The sequence below is a fragment of the Marinicauda algicola genome (assembly GCF_017161425.1).
Taxonomy (GTDB): Bacteria; Pseudomonadota; Alphaproteobacteria; order Caulobacterales; family Maricaulaceae; genus Marinicauda; species Marinicauda algicola.
The window spans coordinates 3,261,988-3,278,208 of the sequence record NZ_CP071057.1; the positions used below are offsets into that span (position 1 = coordinate 3,261,988).

Below are 16,221 nucleotides of genomic sequence, written 5' to 3' on the forward strand. Positions count from 1 at the left end.
GCCGGAGGCTTGATGGGCATCGCTGCGGCCGGGCCCGTGCCCTTTCGCTTCGGTCTTAGGAAGAGTGGAATGTTCAGAAGGTTCTCGCGGACACTGGAACTGGTGGTCTCCTTCTCGAGCCGCGAGATCGAGGGGCGTTACCGATTCAGTTTTCTCGGCCTGATCTGGCTCGTCGCCGTGCCGGTGATCATGCTGGTGATGTTCGCATTCGTCTTCAGCGTGATTTTCCAGGCACGCTGGCCGAATATCGAGATCGAGTCCCGCTCCGCCTTCGCCGTGATCCTCTTCGTGGGCCTTGCCACGCACAGCTTCGTTTCAGAAGCGATCACCCGCGCGCCCTCCGCGATCGTCGCCAATGCGGGGCTCATCTGCCGAACGGCGGTCCCGCCGGAAGTGCCGCCCTTGAGCGCATTTCTCGTCGCGCTGATCGGCTTCGTGCTCAACGCGTTAGTGATCCTGGTGGCCTATCTGGTCGTGTTCTGGCCGGGCAGCTGGACCGGCGTTCTGGCCGTTCCCGCGGCGTTGCCGATGCTTCCGCTGGTGCTCGGCCTCGTGCTGTTGCTCGCGGCGGGCGGAGTTTACGTGCGCGACCTCGTTCATCTGATCGGTCCGGTTTCCATGGCCTTGCTTTTTCTTTGCCCGATCTTCTATTCCCTAGAGAATGTTCCAGAATCCATGCGTGACGCGCTCCTGTTCAACCCGCTGACGATACCCGTGCTCAACATGCGCGCGGCGCTGTTCGGAACCGAGGGCGCCGGGGTGATGCTGACCATGCTGCACACCGTCTGCAGCGTCCTCGTGATGGGGATCGGCGCTGGGGCGTTTCTCGCACTCAAGAGAGGCTTTGATGACCGACTCTGATCTTCTGATCGACGCGAAAGGGCTCGGTAAGCGATACGACATCAAGGCCCGCGCTCAGGGCCGTCCTGGGTTTCTGGCCCGGCTGGCCGGCAAGGCGGGCGGTTCTGCCGACACGGGCAAGGACGGCTTCTGGGCCGTGCGCGAGGTGGACTTCACCGTCCGGCGCGGCGAAGCGGTGGCGATCATCGGGCGCAATGGCGCGGGCAAGTCGACGCTGCTGCGCATGATCGCCGGCCTTGCCAACCCGACCGAAGGCGAGATCGAGGTCAATGGCCGTGTCGCGGCGCTGCTCGATCTGGGCGCAGGTCTCGATCCCAATTTCACCGGGCGTGAGAATATCGAGCTGGCCGCATCGATCCTGGGCATGACCCGGAGCGAAGTCAGAGACGCTTTCGACAGCATCATCGCCTTCGCGGAGATCGGCGATTTCATCGATCAGCCGGTGAAGACCTATTCCAGCGGCATGATGGCGCGGCTGGGATTCGCGATCGCGGCGCACGCCAAGGCGGACATACTGATCGTCGACGAAGTGCTGGCGGTCGGCGATGCCGCCTTCCAGCAGAAATGCATGCGCTTCATCCGCAGATTTACGCAGACCGGCGCGCTTCTTTTCGTCTCCCACGACGCGTCGACGGTGACCAGTCTGTGCCAGCGCGCCCTCTGGCTCGAAAGCGGGTATGTGCGCGCCTACGGAGAGGCCGCCGAGGTCACGCAGCACTTTCTGGCGGCGCTGGCCGAGGAGGCCTCCGGCGAGGAGGGGTTCAGGATCAAGGGCGAGCGCCGCCGGCCGCCGAAAAGATTTCCCGAAGCGCACAACGACGTGCGCGACCAGATCCTGCGCGATTCCGACAAGCGAAACCGGATCGAGGTGTTCGAGTTCGATCCGGACTCCGCCCATTACGGCGCGGGTGGCGCCACGATCGAGGATGTCGTCCTGCTGTCGCTCGACGGCAAGCGCCTTCACAGCGCTCTGGGCGGCGAAGACGTCATCCTGCGAATCTCGGGTCGTGCCGAAAAGGACCTCTCCCGGATCATTCTCGGCTTCTACCTGAAGAACAAGCTCGGCCAGTATCTGTTCGGCGACAACACCTTCCTGACGACGGCGAACGATCCGGTATCGGTCGCGAAGGGCGAGGCCTTCGAAGCCGAGTTCCAGTTCAGGCTGCCTTACCTGCCGACCGGCGATTACGCCTTCAATGCCGCGATCGCAACGGGGACGCAGATGGAGCACGTCACGCAATACTGGATGGACGACGCCTTGTTCCTCAAGGTCGAGGCCGCCCACTTCCGCAACAGCCTCGTCGGCATTCCGATGGCGCGGATCGAACTTCGCGCGGGCAATTCGGCAGGCTAGCGGCCGGAGCCGCTTGCAGGCCGGCCCGGCAGCAGGCCGCGAATCAGGTCGTCCAGCCGGCCGCCCTGGTAGATATGACCGGCGACCCCGGCGCGCCGGGCTGCGGTCACGTCGGTGTCGCGATCGCCGATGAGCAGGCTTCGAGCCGGATCGATGCCCCAGTCTGCGATGGCCTTCAGGATCATGCCGGGGTTCGGTTTGCGGTCGGGATGATCGCGATGGCGGAACTCGGGCCGTGATGCCTCGGGGTGATAGGCGCAGAAGTAGAACGCATCGATCGCACAGCCGTGCCGCGCGAGGTCGCGGTTCATCGCCTCGTGGAAGGCATGCATCTGCGCCTCGGTGTAATAGCCGCGCCCGATGCCGGCCTGGTTCGTCACGACGATGGCCAGGTATCCGGCTTGCTTGATGAGGGCCATGGCCTCGCGCGCGCCGGGTTGCCACTGCAGCGAGGCCGGATCGTGCGTATATCCATGATCGACGTTCAGAACGCCGTCGCGGTCGAGGAAGATGGCCGATCGTCCGGTCAACGCAGGGCGCTCGCCGCTTTGCGGAGTGACGGCTCGAGGCGCAGGAACTCCGCGTACGCTAGAAAGACGTGATAGAGGGTGCTGGCCGGCGTGAAGGCGCTCACCGGTCTGCGCTCGCCATCGAGCTGATCGAACCAGATCCCGGCCGGTGTGCGGTCGAGATAGTGCTCGCGGATGTTCGACAGGACCGCCGTCATGCGGGCGATGTCGAACTCACCGGTCCGCTCGAACCGCGCCAGGAGCGCCTTCAGCGTCTCGGTCTGCGGCCAGGACCGGAAGGTCGGCTTGACCACGGCGCCGTCGTCGCGCACGCCGTCATAGGTCAGACCGGTCTCCTGATCGATGCCGTACCGGTCGGCGAATCCGAATAGCAGGTCGATTGGGCCGCTCATGTCTTCGCCGGAGACCTGTTCGTACTGATTCAGCAGCCAGACCCACTCCATCTGGTGGCCGGGTTCGGTCAGGCGTCCCGTCTCGTCGATCCTGTGGCTCCATTGCGGTCCGAAGAATTCACGCAGCGCCCCCGTTTGCGGATCGAGAATCCGGGACCGGAACAGGTCGACGACTTGCGCGGCGCTGTCGATGAAGCGTCTTTCTCCGGTCGCCTGGGCCGCGGCAACCAGGGATTCCAGGACATGCATGTGCGGGTTCTGCTCGCGCAGCGTCCGGTCCGCGTCGGCGGCTTCCAGAAAGCCGTAGCCGTCCGGATGGCGCATGCGCGAGAGCAGGAAGTTATGCGTCGCCGTGAGCAGGTCGCGCGCACGCTGCCCGCCCGCGCCTGCGCGCACCAGCCAGGCCAGCGCGAACAGCACGAAGGCAAGGTCGTACAGGTCCGCCGTTCCGTCTTCCACCTCACCGGCCAGGGTCAGGCGGCGGGCCCAGCCCTTGTCTGGCCCGAGCCAGGCGCGGTCGGCGAGGTAGGCAAAGCTGCGTTCCGCGCAGGCCAGGCCCTCGGGCGCGAAGCCGATCGTGGCGGCATGGGAGAAGACGTAGATCTGCCGGGCGATCACGCGGATGCGCCGGAACCCGGGGTCCTCGATCGAGCCGTCCAGAGCCAGGCGTTCCCGGAACACCCCGGCGCGGCTGTCGAACCCGGTCGTGCTCCAGAGCGGCAGCGCGTCCTGGAAGACCCAGCGACGCACCTCGTCGAACGGCAAGGTGGCCGTTCCCGCGTGTTCAATCGTGGCCGTCATGAGTATCTCCGCGCCATTTCGGGAATGAAATTCTGGGCATGTGCGTAAGACTCCGGAACCCCGATATCGATGAAGGGCGCGCGGGTCGGCTCGACTACGAGCGTGTGCCGGTCGAGCGCGGCCGGGAGTATGTCCGCTTCGAAACTGCACGGGATCTTCAGAGCCATCCTGGAGAGGAAGTCACTGGCCAGGCAATAGACACCGGCATTGATCCAGCCGGGCTCTCCCGGCAATCCCGGCGCGAAGCCGGTCAGGCGGCCGTCCTCGACCTGGCAGACGCCGAACCGGCCGGAGTCCTCTATCTCTCTCACGAGCATCGCAAAAGGGGCGCCGGCCGCCGCACGCCGCGCGCACAGGGCGCGGAAATCGGCATCGACGAGCGTGTCGCCGTTCATCGCCAGCACGTGTTCTCTCTGCGCTTTTTCGAGCGCCAGCGCGAGGGCGCCCCCGGTCCCCAGCGGCGACTCCTCGACCGCGTAGACAAGGTCGAGCCCGTTCCAGGCCGAACCGAAATGATCGACGATCGCTTCGTGACGATAGCCCACCGAGAGGATGACGCGCCGCACCCCCTCCGACTTCAGCTTGACCAGCAGGTATTCCAGGAAGGGGCGCCCGGCGACGGGTGCGAGCGGCTTGGGAAGGTCGGGCACGCTCGCGCGCAGGCGCGTGCCCAGCCCGCCGGCCAGGACCACTGCCTCGGACGCGCCCGTCTCGGCTTTCAGCCTATCGTCCAAGATTCAGCTCCCTCGGGCCAGAAATTGCAGAGCTCGGCTTTGCCATTATAGCCCGACAGGACGCGGATGAAGGCTTCGCGGCAGACCGGATCGACCAGGAACATCATGAAGCCTCCCCCGCCGGCGCCGGACACCTTCCCGCCGAGGGCCCCAGCCTTGATGGCGGCTTCGTAAATCTCGTCGATATGGCCGGTGGAAATCTTGTCGGACGTCTGCTTCTTGTGCTGCCAGCTCTCGTCCAGAAGACGCGCGAGTTCGCTGATCCGTCCGAGAAGCAGGGCCTCCTTCATGCGGATCGCGCCGTCCTTCAGCCTGTGCATTGCTTCGAAGCGCTGTCCGCCGTGGCTCTTCACGCTGTCTTTCTGTTGCTCGATGATACGGGCCGACTCCCGCGACACGCCGGTGAAGTAGATGACCAGCGAACTTTCCAGCTCGAGCACCGTCCTGCGCCGCAGGCGCAGCTGGTTCACCAGCGTGTGCTCGCCGGCGTAGAACTCCATGTAATTGAAGCCGCCGAACGCGGCTGCGTATTGATCTTGCCGCCCGCCGGACAGGCCCAGATCGACGCGTTCGATCTCGTAGGCCAGCCGCGCAAGGTCGTAAGGCCCGAGCGGAAGACTCAGCAGCTCGGAGAAGGCTGCGAGGAGCGCAATCACCATCGAAGAGGAGGTGCCAAGGCCCGAGCCCGCCGGAGCATCGGCATAGCTGGTGATGGACAGCGCCATAGGCTCGCCGTCGCGATAGTCCTTGACGATCCGGTTATAGACCCCTCGCATCAACGTGGGTGCGCCCGATTCCGGACCGAGAAATTCGGGTGCGGCGCCCTCCCACCGGTTTCCCATGTCGGCTGAATGCAGGAGCAGGAGCCCGTCCTGGCGGGGCTCGATGGTGACGTGGCAGAAGCGGTTGATCGCGGCGTTCAGCACCAGCCCGCCGAACTCGTCGCAATACGGCGACACGTCTGTTCCCCCGCCTCCGAAGCCAAGCCGTAGCGGGGCGCGGGAGCGAACCGATCTCGAATTCATGCCATTCCTCCGGTCTGTCTCGAAAGCGAAAGCGCGTATCGGCTCGTCCAGGGAAAGGACAGTCTTCGGCGAAGCCGCCGAACCCGCCGCCTGGCATGCCCGTGAATCCTACTCGATGTCCACGAAAAGACGATGATCCCGGCGGAACCGGTCGGAATAGATCGAAAGATCCTGCGCCCGCATGAGCTCGATCAGCCTGCGCCGCTCTTCCGGCGCGAGCCCGCAGAACGGAGCGACCGTGTGGATGCAGTCCCCGGGCGGAAGCAGGTTGGGGGAGGCATCGATCACCGCCATCTGCTCGGCCTGGTTCTTGATGAACACGTTCACATAGCCTCCCACGGCCCAGGCGCGCTCGGAGGCCTCCAGCTGGAGAAGCGCGGTCCCGGCCGTCAGAAGGGTGAGCACGATCGTTAGGCTGTGGCGCGCCGGACGCCAGTTGAATCCGCGCACCGCCGCATAGAATGCGAAAGCGACAGGAATGATCGCGAGCTGGTAAACGGCCGCATAGCGTGGCTGGAACATGTAGCCGGCCCCGTAGATCGGAGTGCGCGTCAGGATCATCCCTGCCACCAGGCCGTAAACGAAGAGCATGATGGCGGCCGCGTAGTGAAGCAGCGCGGCTTGGGAGGCCGGCATGCGGCGAAAGCGCGTGAAAAACACGTAGACGACCCAGAAGCCGATATGCAGGGCGCCGGCCAGAAAGGCGAACGGGACCAGGTAGGCATCCGGATTTCCCGGTGCGAGATATTCCGCGAGGTCGTAGGATACGAATGTGCCCGACAGGATCGCCTTCAAGATCGTCAGAAGCTCCGATGACAGGATCAACTTCAGAGCGCCGCCAATATCGAGGCCTGCCGTGGTATTGGGCAGCGAGAGGGCGGAGGTGATCGCGTTCAGCGCCACGACGCCGAGGATCAGTCCGATTGCCGGTGCCGCGATGTTGAGCGCGGCGCGGCGATAATCGGGAAGATCACGCATCGCGATCGCCAGGGCGGCCGACAGAAACAGCACGATCGCCGAGGAATCCATGACGAGCGCGGCGGCGCAGAACAGGAGCGCGAGCACAACCCGCCAGGCAATGCCGTCGCGATTGACGAAAAAGATCAGGAAGAGGATGGAAAACGCAAACAGGGTGTTGATGTACCCGAGCATCACGAGCGACCACGTGTATATGTTCAGGCTGCTCAGCGACAGCGTCACGGCGAATATCAGCAGCGCGCAGACGCCGATCGTGTTCGATCCCCTGTGCTTGTTCGACACGTAGAGCGCCCAGGCCGCCAGGCACGGGATCAGGAGCAGGGCGGCATAGCCGACGAAGAATTCGAACCTGAAATCGAGCTGGAAGTTCTCCGCACTTATCAGCAGCAGCAAGCGGTGAATGGGCTGCGAATAATCGCCTCCGCCGCGGTGCGCGAACAGGTCGATGAACCGCAGGCTCCCCTCGTAATACGGAAACAGGATCGACCGGATGAAATACCAGCTGTCTTCGGTCGGCAGCGGGTTGGTGTGCAGCGCGCCGAACACCAGCGCATTGGCCGCGATGAGCGCGAGCAGCCCGAACAGGATGGCCGAAAATGCTCTTCGCGCGAGCACATTGTCCGTGACCTTGCGTACCGAGCCATGCGCGAGATCGTAGATTTCGACGAGCTTTTCGCGGCGTACGTCAAACGAAGTCACACCATCCCCCAGTCGTGCGGTCGAGGCAGCCGGCGCGAGCGCCGGCACGCCGCGATTACCGGCGGCGTTCGGCGCTTCGCTTCATATTCCAGAGCCGAAATAAAAAGCGACGCCCCCGTCCTTGTCCAGCCGCGATGTCTAGTGACGCGGCAGAACGATGCCAACATGGTTTTGCACATTGCAAGCAAACGTACAAATCATATAAGGGTCAGCATGGAAAAGGACGCCGTAAGACATCGCGGCCTGGCGCCAAGCAAGCAGCCATTCGCGGTCTACGGCAGGGGCCTGCAAAAAGGGGGTAAGCCATGCGTGCCGATCGTCGCGACGCTCAAGTTTCAGTCATAGACAGCCTCGTCAACGAACGCGTGAAGGCGGACACGCAGGCGCTTCACCGCAAGTTCGCTTCGGCGGAGCCCTTCCAGCATGTCGTGATCGATAATTTCTTCAAGCCGGAAGTGGCCGAGGCCATGCTCGCCGACTTCCCGGCGGAGAAGGAGCCGGAAAAGCTGCTGAACGAGTTCGGCGCGCCGAACCCCAAATCGGTCCGTTCCGACGTCTCCAAGCTCAAGGGCATCTACCCCGTCGTGGACCAGTACATCCAGACGGAGGAGTTTCTCCAGCTGATGACGGCGATCACGGGGATCCCCGATCTGAAGTACGATCCGTGGTATTACGGCGCGGGCACGCACGAGAATTTCCACACCGCCGGCCTCGATCCCCATTACGATTTCAACATTCACCCGAAGACCGGTTATCATCGCCGGCTGAACGCGATCGTCTATCTGAACAAGGACTGGAAGCCGGAATGGAACGGCGCGATTGCGCTGCATTCCGATCCCTGGGATCTCAAGAACGATCAGGTCACGGCCATCGCCCCGGAATTCAATCGCTGCGTCGTGTTCGAAACGACCGAGAGCAGCTGGCACTCCGTGACGCCGGTCGACCTGCCCGAAGACGAGCGCCGTCGCAGCCGCAAGAGCTTCACGATCTATCTCTATACCCCGACGCGTCCGGATGCCGCGCCCGAGCACGGCACGGTCTACGTCCAGCTGCCGCTGCCAAAGCACATCAAGGCCGGCCACACCCTGACCGAGCAAGACGTCGCGGAAATCGACGCGAACATCGCTCGCCGGCACGAGTATCTGCGCAATCTCTACAAGCGGGAGCTGCAGTTCTCCCGGGTTATCGACGAGCTTCGCGAGCAACTCAAAGAGCGCTGCAAGATGTCGAACGTGCCGCTGCTCGGCTATGCCACGCTCGTCGAGGTCGGCGCGCCGGTCTATACGGACGGATGGCTCGGCAAGGAGTTCTCCTGCACCATCAGGCCGCGGCGCCCGGCGTCCGGCGTCACGGTGAAGCTGTGGAAGCCGGAAGGAAGCGAGCCCCTGGCTTTCACGCTTACCGTAGACGGCATCACCCGCTCGTTCGAGGCCGGCGGCGGCTTCTCGGAGTGCACGGTCGAGTTTTCCGAACTCAGGCGTGAACCCTTCGATGTCCGCCTCGAGGCCCCGGGCGCGCAGCGCGCAAGCGACAAGGACGTGCGCGAACTCTCCGCGGTCCTCGACAGCGTCGAGGTTCTGTCGCTCACCTGAGGCCAGGGAACCATCCGTGAAGGCACCGCACCCGTGAATGCAGACGCGGGTGCGGTGCCGGCAGCGGAGCGGGCGGGCCTATCTGCGGTGCGATGCCGCTTCTTAGAGATCGCGGCTTCACTGGCTTCGGGACGCGATATAGATAGGGTGCCGCGTGGCCACCGCGGCGGTATTCCAGGAAATTGAACTCATGGTTCACATCCCCTTCAATGTGCCGGCCCCGGTTGGTCTCGAACTCGAATATATCAGCCAGGCCATCCGGAGTTCCCACCTGTCGGGGGACGGACCCTTCACCAAGAAGTGCCATGCCTGGCTCGAGAAGACCATCGGCGGCCACGCGCTTCTGACCCATTCGTGCACCGGCGCGCTGGAGATGGGGGCGCTGCTGGCGCGCCTGGAGCCGGGCGACGAGGCGATCCTTCCGTCCTACACCTTCGTTTCGACGGCCAATGCGGTCGCCCTGCGCGGCGCGACCCCGGTCTTCGTCGACATCCGCGAGGACACGCTCAATATCGACGAGCGCCTGATCGAGGATGCGGTCACCGAGCGGACCAAGGCGATCCTTCCCGTCCACTATGCCGGCGTCTGCGCGGAGATGGACGCGATCAACGACATCGCGGAGCGCCATAATCTGTTCGTGATCGAGGACGCGGCACAGGCCTTCCTCTCCACCTATCGCGGGCGCAAGGCCGGCCTGCTCGGCGACGCCGCCGCCTTCAGCTTCCACGAAACGAAGAACATATTGTCCGGCGAGGGCGGCGCGCTCCTGGTGCGCCACGAGAGCCTGATGACGCGCGCGGAAATCCTTCGCGAGAAGGGGACGAACCGCAAACAGTTCTTCCGCGGCGCCGTGGACAAATATACCTGGGTCGACCTGGGCTCCTCCTACCTGCCGAGCGAACTGATCGCCGCCTATCTGCTCGCCCAGTTCGAGCAGGCCGAGGCGACGACGCGCTACCGGCTCGAGGTCTGCGCGGCCTACGCCGAGGCCTTCGCGCCGCTGGCACGAGACGGCAAGGTCCGCCTGCCCTTCGTGCCCGAGCACTGCGAAGCCAACGGGCACATGTTCTATCTCATCCTCGAGACGCCGGAGGCCCGCGACGCCTTCATCGCGGCGATGAAGGCGGCCGGCATACTGGCCCCGTTCCACTATGTGCCGCTCCATTCGGCGCCGGCCGGCAAGAAGCTCGGCCGGACCCACGGCACGATGGATGTCACCGACTCCATCAGCGCGCGCCTGGTCCGGCTGCCGGTCTTTTTCGGCGTCAAGGAGCATCAGGACCGGATCATCGAAGCCGCGCTGGAATCTCTCGGTAAATAAGCCGGCCGGGCGAGCCTGGCTATTTGGCCGGACCAAATACCCAGAAGTTGAGCAGCGTGAAGATGGTGCCGGCCGCAGTGATCATTGCGGCGAGCTGACTGATTTCGTGCGGAATGCCGAGTCCGCGATATGTGGCGGAGAGCATGACGATTTGTACGCCGAGGCCAACGCAATAAACCAGAAAATACCTTGGTGCTGCGACCGTGTGGCTCAGCTTGCTCTCGAATGACCAGCCACGATTGGCGATATAGGTGCCGCTAGCACCGAGCAGGAATGCAGCTGCCGAGCTCAGTTCGGGGGCGACGCTGAAACGCGTCATCAGCAGATACAGCAAGTACAGCAGAAGATTGCTGATCAAGCCGACGGCGATATAGCGAAAGAATTTGCGTCCCGAGGACCGTAACGACGCCAGCAGAAACGTTATAAAAGGGGGCATGTCGAGGAGGCGCTCAGCGTTCTGCGAGATAATGCTTGTGAAATCCGACCAGGGTCCGAGTCAGTGAGAAATCCAGCGTCGTATAGCAATTGATGATGCCGATATTGGCCGCGGACACCCTTGCGGTGACGCGTTTCACGCCCTGTTCCTTTAGGTCCTTCAGAAGGTTGGCGATGAATATGGCGGTCAGGAAGCCATAGCCTTGCGCGCTGCCGCCCAGTTGGAGAGAGACCTCGTCCGGGCCGGTGCTCTCGTAAACCATGAAGCAGAGTATGTCGCCGGATGCGTCCTTGTGGACGACGACCGGCATTGCGGCCTCGATCGCCCCGCGCACCCAGCCGCGCTGGCGTGCGCGCGCTCTGTCGCGCTCGATCCGGGGGTCCTCGAAGAAGCGGCCATGATTGAAGACCGTGTCGCAAATGGCTTCGAGTTTGGCCTGGTCGCCGGCCGTCGCCTCCTGCAGCGCCAGAGGCCGATCGACCGATCTGTCCGGTGTCCACTTAGCGAGCCGGCGCAGCGCGAAATCCATTGCTGTTTCGACATAATGCCAGCCTGATCCCTGCAACCGCCCGGCGGCAGCTTGCCGGTCGGCGTCGACCCGCGCCACGGCAAGGTCGATGCCGTCGCGCCGGCACAGCGCGTCGAACTCTTTCAGAGACGCGGCGTCGGGGACGAAAGGCGCGCCGGGCAGCGTGAGTTCGCGGGTTGTCAGGCCTAGAGTGGCCGGGTCCCAGCTCGGATCGCTCCACTCCCAGCCCTCGAGCTCGCCGCTGCTGTCCATTCTCAGCCCATGCGTTTAAAGCGATGGTTGACGCCGACGCTGTCGAACACAATCCGGTGAGGCCGGGCGTGCTCGGGAAGCCGGTCGGCTAGGAAGGCCTTGAGCGCCTTCCTGTCGAGGTCGGCGCCTTCGCGAACCTGGCAAGTCAGCTCGATATGCTGTCCGGTGATCGGATTGGGCTTGCCCTTTGCCGATGCCAGCAGGATGTCGGGATGCTCGAGGGCGGCGCGCTCGATCTCAGAGGGCAGAACCTTTAGTCCGCCGACATTGATGAGATCGGAGGCCCGTCCGACCACCTTGATGTACTCGCCGTCGACATCGACGCGGTCCTTCGTATCGTACCAGCCCTCCTCGTCGAACGGACTGGGAGCGTTGAGATAGCCGATCATCCTGTTGGCGGACCGGATCTTGAGAATGCCGTCGACGACTTTCGTCTCCACGCCCTCGCCACCGATCTTCATCCAGAGGCTGTCTCGCGCCCGAGACTTCACGCGGAGGATTCCAAGTTCCGACATTCCGAAGGTCTGGCGGAAGTCGACGTCGGGAGCGATTTCGCAAAGCCGGTCGAGCGTGTTCTGGTCCATGCGCTCGGTGCCGTAGGTGACCACCTTCAGCGAAGGCGGGACCCCATCCTCGAGCGCCCCAGACAGCAGAAGCATTCGAAGGAAGGTCGGCGTCGTGGGAAGCAGCTCCACCTCGTTGTGGCGGATGTCCGCGATGACGCCGGTTGGGCTGCGGTTGGAGGGGATGACCGTCACGCCGCTGTTGTAGAGCGTGTGAAGCAGCGTGTTTATCCCGCCAATGTGATCGAAAAGCAGGAAATTCAGCGTTCTGAGTGCCGGACGAGGCGTACGGAACTTCCGCAGGAAGGTTTCGAAATTGTGCAGGATCGCCTTCGGTCTGCCAGTCGTCCCGGAAGAAAACAGAATGAGCCCGGACGCGCCGCTCGCGCGAACTTCCTCCAGCATCGGGTGCGCATCCTGGCGCTCGCGCAGCCTGCGCGCGATACCATTCTCGATGACAATATCGACCTTGGCTGCGTCGAAATAGTATTCGTGATCGGCGCGTGTCGCAGCCGTCAGAGGGGTATAGATCGCTCCGCGGTCGATGAGCTGGAGCATCAGCTTTATGTTGTCAGGATCGAAATCGCCAACGAGGGCAACGACATCACCTCGACGCACTTCTTCGAGTCCCGCGCTCGAAGCCTGCTCGATGTCGGCGAAGCGGTAGGAATGCTCGCCATCGACTAGGAAGGGCACGTCCTCCGAACCGCGCGATCTACGAATATCTTCAAGCAGGTTCATCGTTAAGCTCCACCCAGGTTCAGAATTTCGCCCGTGATCATGTCGCTGCGATCGTCCAGCAACATCGAAATGACTTTCCAGACATCCTCGGGCTTGGCCTTGCGCGGGATAATCTGCTGTTCGACGATCTTGTTGATCGAGGCCTTTGGCACACCGGCAATCAGTTGCGTATCGATCGGCCCCGGCGCGATGCAGTTCACCGTCACATTGAAGTCGGCCATTTCTCTCGCGAACGTCCGGGAAAATCCCTCGACGCCCGCTTTCGACGCCACGTAGATGGACTCCCCCTTCAAGGATAGCGCCACCGCGATCGTCGAGAAATTGATGATTCGGCCGCGTTTCTTTCTCGCAAGGAGTTTTCCGAACTGGATCGAGCTGTGGATCGTCCCCAGCAGGTTCGTATTGATCAGCTTATCTATCGTGGAGGCGGGGGTGCTCACGGCGAGGTTCATGGAGGCCACACCGGCACAATTGATCACGCCGTAGATTTCATCGTCTCTTCGTTTCGATTTCGCGACTTCCCGCAGTCGTTCCGGGTCGGTCACATCGCAAACGACCGGCTCGAAATGGTCAGAGAATTTATGAGTGTCGTCAAAATTCCGCGCCAGGCCGACAACGCGGTATCCTTCCTCGATCGCGCGGCGCGAAACGTGAGCACCCAGTCCTTTCGAGGCACCGGTGACGATGAGCGTACGCGTCATTGCGCCGCCTCGCTTTGATTCTGCGCCGATTTCACGATCACGTCGGCGAGCGTAGCAATCGAGCGATAGGCGCTACGCGAAGAGGAGAGCGTCTGGTCGCTCGTCCAGTCGAAATCTATCCCGTGCTCTTCGTCCAGGTATTCTTCCAGAGAGAGCATAAGTTCCACCAGCGCGCCAGAGTCAATTGGGGCGTCGTCCCCGATGAGCGCCGTATCCTGAGTGATGTTACCCGCTGCGACGTCGGACAGATCCGCAATCTCCGCTTTGATTTTTTCAATCAGGTTTTTACGGGAAATGGTCATCTAGTGCTCCATCGGCTCCAAGTTTCAATTTCAGAGGGACGATCGATCCTTCAACCGTCAAAGCCGCTCTTATCATTTGTTTCTGCCATTCTAAAGCGTCGTTTCCGGTCGCGCGTCGTTCGCCCCCCCTCCCGCCCAGTGGCCAAGATGTCGACGATGAAGATCGGACGGCGTTTTGCCTCGGCGAGTGCACGCCCGACATAGAGGCCGACCAGGCTGACCAGGAAGATCTGGATGCCCCCGAGGAAGGCGAGCAGGCTTGCCAGGGTGGCGTATCCGGGAACGGCCGTTCCGTTGAGGAGCGCGTTCACGACGACGCTCAGACCGAACAGGAAGCTGAGCGCGCACACGACAAGGCCCAGCCCGATCATCCACCAGAGCGGCTTTTCCGAATAGGCGACGATGGTCTCGAGCGCGAGACGACCGAGTTTCGCAAGATTGTAGGAGGATTTCCCGACGGCACGCTGCTGCCTGGGCAAGATCAGATAGCGGGTGTCGAAACCGACCTGGCTCATGATGGCGGGGAACAGGCGCAATTGTTCGGGATATTGCCGGAATGCAAAAGCGACCCGGGCCGAGATGATGCGAAAGTTGCCGTACTTGTTCGAGACATTGAGGCCCGACGCCCATCGGAGGATCGCGTTGAAGATCGCCGATCCAATGTTTCTGCCCGCACCGAGGCCGGAGCTTTCGCGTTCCGCGATGACGCAATCTGTCTCCGTCTCCACTGCGTGAGCATAAAGATCTGCGATCGCTTCGGGCGGATCCTGAAGGTCGCAATCCATCACCACATACCATTTCGCCCGGGCATGGGCGATGCCGGCCGAGATGGCCGGATGCTGACCGAAATTGCGGCTCAGGCGCACGCCGAGGACGCGAGCATCCTTGGCCGCCTCCTGTTCGATCAGTGGCCAGCTGCCGTCGGGGCTGCGGTCGTCGACCAACACGATCTGATAATCGGCGGTCAGGTCCGACAATGTGCGATGCAGACGCGAACAGAGTTCGGTCACGAACGCCTCGCCCTTGTAGACCGGAACAATAACGGCGATTTCGGCCGCATGGACGTCCGGCTCGCAGGCGGGCACATGCGGCGCTTTCAGGTGTGTCGTCATCGCTATTGCTGGATCAGCCCTCTTCCCGTGGCTCGTTCGTAATAATAAAGACGAGGCTGTGCAAGCCGCGCCGACTGTTGAGCCCGACGGGACAATTTCGGTCCGAGAAGATTGAATTTCAGGCCGGATCAATCAATGCCATCGCGTCCGAAAATCGCGGTCATCATCATCGCCTACAACAGCCGGGCCCAGATCGGGGCTTGCCTGACTGCGCTGAGGGTGCAGACGCGCGCACCGGCCGAGATCATCCTGGTCGAGAACGGCTCGGCGCCGGACAAGCGGGTGGACCCGGACGATCTCGGCCCGGACATCACCTATATCGACAGCCCGGACAATCTCGGCTTCGCCGGCGCGAACAACCTGGCGGCCCGCCGCGCGCGCTCGCCCTGGATTGCCTTGCTCAATCCCGACGCCTTTGCGGAGCCGGACTGGATCGAGGCGCTCGAGGCCGCGATCGCGCGCTATCCGACAGATCGCGTCTTCGGCTCGCTGCAGTACAGCGCGGACGATCCCGGCAAGCTCGACGGGGCGGGCGATGTCTATCACGCGATCGGATTTCCCTGGCGCGGCGGTTACGGCGCGCCAGTTGAGGACGCACCGCAGGCCGACGCCACCGTGTTCTCCGCATGCGGAGCCGCGATGCTGATCGAGCGCGATCTATTTCTCGCGCTGGGCGGGTTCGACGAGGCCTTTTTCTGCTACTGCGAGGATGTCGATCTCGGCTACAAGGCGCGCCTGGCGGGCGAACGCGTGATCCAGCTCGCCGGCGCGCGCGTGCGCCATGTCGGCTCGGCCTCGAGTGAGGGCAGCTGGCACTTCGCCTTCCATCACGGTGTTCGCAACCGGCTGTGGACCTATCTGCAGAATACCCCGCTTGCCCTCCTGCTGCTGACCGCGCCGCTTCATGCGGCCGCGACGGGGGTCCAGCTGCTCAGCGCCGTGCGCCGCGGTCGGGGACGGGCGTTCCTGGCCGCGCTGAATGACGGCCTGTCGGACTGGAACCGGGTGATGGCCGTCAGGCGCGAGCGCCAGCGCGCCCGCGTCGCGAGCACGCTGCGCATCGCCTCGGCCATGAGCTGGAGCCCGGTCGTGCTGGTGCGCGGGGCCATGGATCTGCGCCGGCTTCCCATTGACCTGGCCAGCGGCGCGCCGGATGAAGCAGTCTGAAAGATCGTGTGACCTGGATGTGCGCGGCGCCGGCCGACGGCATCTGGTGCACAACGGCGCTCCTTGAAAAAGACGCGCGCGCGACGGCGTCGTCGGGCCGTGCGTCGTGCTGCCGGGCGGGGAGGATTTCG

16 protein-coding genes are annotated in these 16,221 nt (G+C 63.3%); 5 read left to right on the forward strand and 11 right to left on the reverse strand.

Annotation, left to right across the window (positions count from 1 at the left end; all coding sequences use genetic code 11):
* Nucleotides 1-69: 69 nt before the first annotated feature.
* Both JW792_RS16015 and JW792_RS16020 read left to right on the forward strand, forming a co-directional pair.
* Nucleotides 70-861 carry an ABC transporter permease gene (locus JW792_RS16015; RefSeq protein WP_158291537.1) on the forward strand — a complete coding sequence of 264 codons (792 nt, stop codon included), beginning with the start codon at nt 70-72 and terminating at the stop codon, nt 859-861.
* Nucleotides 848-2,215 (forward strand): ABC transporter ATP-binding protein, encoded by a 1,368-nt coding sequence (locus JW792_RS16020; RefSeq protein WP_135994805.1) that lies wholly within the window; start codon nt 848-850, stop codon nt 2,213-2,215. The genes JW792_RS16015 and JW792_RS16020 overlap by 14 nt, the downstream gene beginning before the upstream one ends.
* On the opposite strand, the gene JW792_RS16025 is transcribed toward JW792_RS16020, so the two are convergent.
* From JW792_RS16025 to JW792_RS16045, 5 genes are all read right to left on the reverse strand, one after another.
* Complete coding sequence (locus tag JW792_RS16025; RefSeq protein WP_135994804.1) at nt 2,212-2,745, reverse strand: D-glycero-alpha-D-manno-heptose-1,7-bisphosphate 7-phosphatase; 534 nt, start codon at nt 2,743-2,745, stop codon at nt 2,212-2,214. The genes JW792_RS16020 and JW792_RS16025 overlap by 4 nt on opposite strands.
* Nucleotides 2,742-3,938, reverse strand: coding sequence for an AGE family epimerase/isomerase (locus JW792_RS16030; protein WP_135994803.1), 1,197 nt, complete (start codon nt 3,936-3,938; stop codon nt 2,742-2,744). Before JW792_RS16030 ends, JW792_RS16025 begins: the two co-directional genes overlap by 4 nt.
* Nucleotides 3,935-4,672 carry a nucleotidyltransferase family protein gene (locus JW792_RS16035; protein ID WP_158291536.1) on the reverse strand — a complete coding sequence of 246 codons (738 nt, stop codon included), beginning with the start codon at nt 4,670-4,672 and terminating at the stop codon, nt 3,935-3,937. Before JW792_RS16035 ends, JW792_RS16030 begins: the two co-directional genes overlap by 4 nt.
* A complete protein-coding gene (locus JW792_RS16040; RefSeq protein ID WP_206340831.1) occupies nt 4,657-5,631 on the reverse strand; it encodes a GHMP family kinase ATP-binding protein in 975 nt (324 codons plus the stop codon). Before JW792_RS16040 ends, JW792_RS16035 begins: the two co-directional genes overlap by 16 nt.
* A gap of 174 nt (nt 5,632-5,805) precedes the next feature.
* Nucleotides 5,806-7,422: a hypothetical protein gene (locus JW792_RS16045; protein WP_135994800.1), complete on the reverse strand. Its 1,617-nt coding sequence runs from the start codon at nt 7,420-7,422 to the stop codon at nt 5,806-5,808.
* Between the two features lie 257 nt (nt 7,423-7,679).
* On the opposite strand from JW792_RS16045, the gene JW792_RS16050 reads away from it, so the two are divergent.
* Nucleotides 7,680-8,966 (forward strand): 2OG-Fe(II) oxygenase, encoded by a 1,287-nt coding sequence (locus JW792_RS16050; RefSeq protein ID WP_135994799.1) that lies wholly within the window; start codon nt 7,680-7,682, stop codon nt 8,964-8,966.
* A 190-nt stretch (nt 8,967-9,156) separates the two neighbouring features.
* A complete protein-coding gene (gene rffA, locus JW792_RS16055) occupies nt 9,157-10,287 on the forward strand; it encodes a dTDP-4-amino-4,6-dideoxygalactose transaminase (RefSeq protein WP_135994798.1) in 1,131 nt (376 codons plus the stop codon).
* 19 nt (nt 10,288-10,306) lie between these two features.
* On the opposite strand, the gene JW792_RS16060 is transcribed toward rffA, so the two are convergent.
* The 6 genes from JW792_RS16060 to JW792_RS16085 all read right to left on the reverse strand — a co-directional run bounded on the left by JW792_RS16060 (nt 10,307) and on the right by JW792_RS16085 (nt 14,923).
* A complete protein-coding gene (locus tag JW792_RS16060; RefSeq protein WP_158291535.1) occupies nt 10,307-10,645 on the reverse strand; it encodes a GtrA family protein in 339 nt (112 codons plus the stop codon).
* Nucleotides 10,646-10,736: 91 nt separating this feature from the next.
* Nucleotides 10,737-11,504, reverse strand: coding sequence for a hypothetical protein (locus JW792_RS16065; RefSeq protein ID WP_135994796.1), 768 nt, complete (start codon nt 11,502-11,504; stop codon nt 10,737-10,739).
* A gap of 2 nt (nt 11,505-11,506) precedes the next feature.
* Nucleotides 11,507-12,808, reverse strand: a complete 1,302-nt coding sequence (locus JW792_RS16070; protein ID WP_135994795.1) for a class I adenylate-forming enzyme family protein — start codon at nt 12,806-12,808, stop codon at nt 11,507-11,509.
* A gap of 2 nt (nt 12,809-12,810) precedes the next feature.
* Nucleotides 12,811-13,509, reverse strand: coding sequence for an SDR family NAD(P)-dependent oxidoreductase (locus JW792_RS16075; protein ID WP_135994794.1), 699 nt, complete (start codon nt 13,507-13,509; stop codon nt 12,811-12,813).
* Nucleotides 13,506-13,811 carry an acyl carrier protein gene (locus JW792_RS16080; RefSeq protein ID WP_135994793.1) on the reverse strand — a complete coding sequence of 102 codons (306 nt, stop codon included), beginning with the start codon at nt 13,809-13,811 and terminating at the stop codon, nt 13,506-13,508. The genes JW792_RS16075 and JW792_RS16080 overlap by 4 nt, the downstream gene beginning before the upstream one ends.
* Nucleotides 13,812-13,861: 50 nt before the next feature.
* Nucleotides 13,862-14,923, reverse strand: a complete 1,062-nt coding sequence (locus JW792_RS16085; protein WP_135994792.1) for a glycosyltransferase family 2 protein — start codon at nt 14,921-14,923, stop codon at nt 13,862-13,864.
* A gap of 135 nt (nt 14,924-15,058) precedes the next feature.
* Here JW792_RS16085 and JW792_RS16090 point away from each other — a divergent pair, with 135 nt between their 5' ends.
* Entirely contained in the window at nt 15,059-16,090 is a 1,032-nt protein-coding gene (locus tag JW792_RS16090; protein WP_135994791.1) for a glycosyltransferase family 2 protein, read from the forward strand.
* Nucleotides 16,091-16,221 lie beyond the last annotated feature (131 nt).